The 2036-nt window shown below is 59.5% G+C and carries 2 protein-coding genes; both read left to right on the top strand.

What is annotated here, in order from left to right:
* Positions 1 to 211: 211 nt before the first annotated feature.
* Complete coding sequence (locus ACWERV_RS36670; RefSeq protein WP_105817674.1) at positions 212 to 685, top strand: low molecular weight protein-tyrosine-phosphatase; 474 nt, start codon at positions 212 to 214, stop codon at positions 683 to 685.
* A gap of 88 nt (positions 686 to 773) precedes the next feature.
* Positions 774 to 2036: Wzz/FepE/Etk N-terminal domain-containing protein (locus tag ACWERV_RS36665; RefSeq protein WP_452941213.1), on the top strand; the 1263-nt coding region annotated here is incomplete at its 3' end.

Below are 2036 nucleotides of genomic sequence, written 5' to 3'. Positions count from 1 at the left end.
AAGAGGGGCTGGCCATCGCGTACGCGGATTATCAAGCGAGATATGCGGAATCCGCGACGTCGCGGAACGCAGTGTTCGCCCAGCGTGCCGGGACGGACAAGGTTGAATGACGTCATGCGCCTCCGACTGCCTCGGAGCATTTTCATGTTGATGTCTCGCACGCGGTGAAGTGGACGTCCGGCGTAACGCTGGACGATACCGGGAAATATCGATGATTCGATCCATTTTGGTTGTTTGTATCGGAAACATATGTCGCAGCCCGATGGCCGAGGCCATGCTGGCAAGCGCGCTACCGGATTGCATCGTGCAATCCGCAGGGGTGGGCGCGCTGGTCGGGGAGCAGGCGGACCCGTTCGCCAGGGAATTGATGCGGGAGAGAGGCTTCGACATCGAAGGTCATCGTGCAAGGCAACTGTTGCGCTCGCATTGCATGCACGCCGATCTGATGCTCGTCATGGACATGGAGCAGAAGCGCTATGTCGAAAGATTGAACCCGCTGTCGAGAGGGCGGGTGTTTCGCCTGGGGGAGTTCGGCGACGCCGATATTCAGGATCCGTTCAGGCGCGGTCGGGAGGCGTTCGAAACGGCACTCGACTCGATCGAAAAAGGCGTGAGCGCATGGTCGGAAAGGATTGCGATTTCCGGCCAGCGCATCACCGAACCGGATGCAGTGCAGACGCGCTAGGCAACTGGCATCCCGGCCACGCCGGTGAGGGGAATGAAAGACCCCCAATCGGACACGTTTCAGCAACTCAATTAATCGAACCAAGCCCATGCAAGAAGCAGATGAATTCCTGTCCAGGCAACGCAGCTCTTCAACTGAGGAAAGCACGAGTCTCGGCGAGCACCTGGCCGCGCTGCTGGAATACAGGAACGTAATTCTCGCGTTCGCGCTCGGTGCAGCGTTGCTGGGCGGCCTGTATGCGCTGATCACGAAACCGACCTACGAGTCGAACATCCTGGTTCAGGTCGAAGAGAACGGCAATTCGATCGGATCGGCCCTGGGCGATCTGGCGAGCATGTTCGAACTGAAGACGGCTGCGACGACGGAGATCGAGATTCTGAGGTCGCGCATGATTCTCGGCCCCACCGTGGATGCAGTGCATCTGGATATCGACGCGAAACCGACCTATTTCCCGCTGTTTGGCCGCTTCCTCGCGTCCCGCGTACCGGCACCCGTCGATGGAGCGCCACGCCTGAATATGCCTTCCTTCGCCTGGGGCAACGAAGTGATCGACGTCACGCAGATGGAGGTGCCGTCACAGTACAACGGTCGCATCTGGACGGTGACCGCGCTGCCGAACGGCCAGTACAGCCTGCGTTCGCCCGACGACGAACCGGTGGTCGACCATTGCGACGTTGCCAGGGTGTGCCGTGCGACGGTCCCGGGCGGCGTGGTCACGGTCACGGTCGAGCGCCTCGTCGGGCGGCCGGGGACGCGATTTCAGCTCGTTCACTCGAAGCGTCTCGATGTCATCACGCGACTTCAGAAGTCTCTGAACATCTCCGAGCAAGGGAAAGATTCCGGCATCATCAGCACGGTCTGGCGCAGCGACGATCCGCACAAGACTCAGGCCGTGCTCAACGAGATCGCACGGCTGTATGTCAAGCAGAACGTCGACAGAAAGTCGGCGGAGGCGGACAACATGATTCGGTTCCTCGACCGCCAGTTGCCCGGGTTGAAGGACAATCTGACGAAGGCGGAAACGAAGTACAACAATTACAGGACTAAAAACACCATCGTCGATCTGCCGGTCGAGGCCCAGAGCTTGCTGAACCAGATCGTGCAGGCGGAGGTTCAGAAGAGTCAGCTCGTTCTTCAGCGTGATCAACTGCTTCAGCGCTTCACCCCGCGGCATCCTAATGTCGACGCCGTCAATCGGCAGCTCGATACCGTCAACGCTCAGATCGCGGCATTCAACCAGCGACTGAAAGCGATTCCCGCCAACGAGCAGGATACCGTCGGCCTCGCTCGTGACGCGATGGTGGCGCAGGAAATCTATACCACGCTGCTCAACAATGTCGAGCAATTGAGG

Source organism: Streptomyces sp. NPDC004031, assembly GCF_053604375.1.
The sequence above is the reverse complement of the archived record's forward strand: the minus strand, read 5'-3'. Positions and strand labels throughout refer to the sequence as shown.

Bases quoted from the DNA above. Each gene is read 5' to 3' on its own strand.
- ACWERV_RS36670 (WP_105817674.1), top strand. From the start codon at position 212: ATGATTCGATCCATTTTGGTTGTTTGTATCGGAAACATATGTCGCAGC.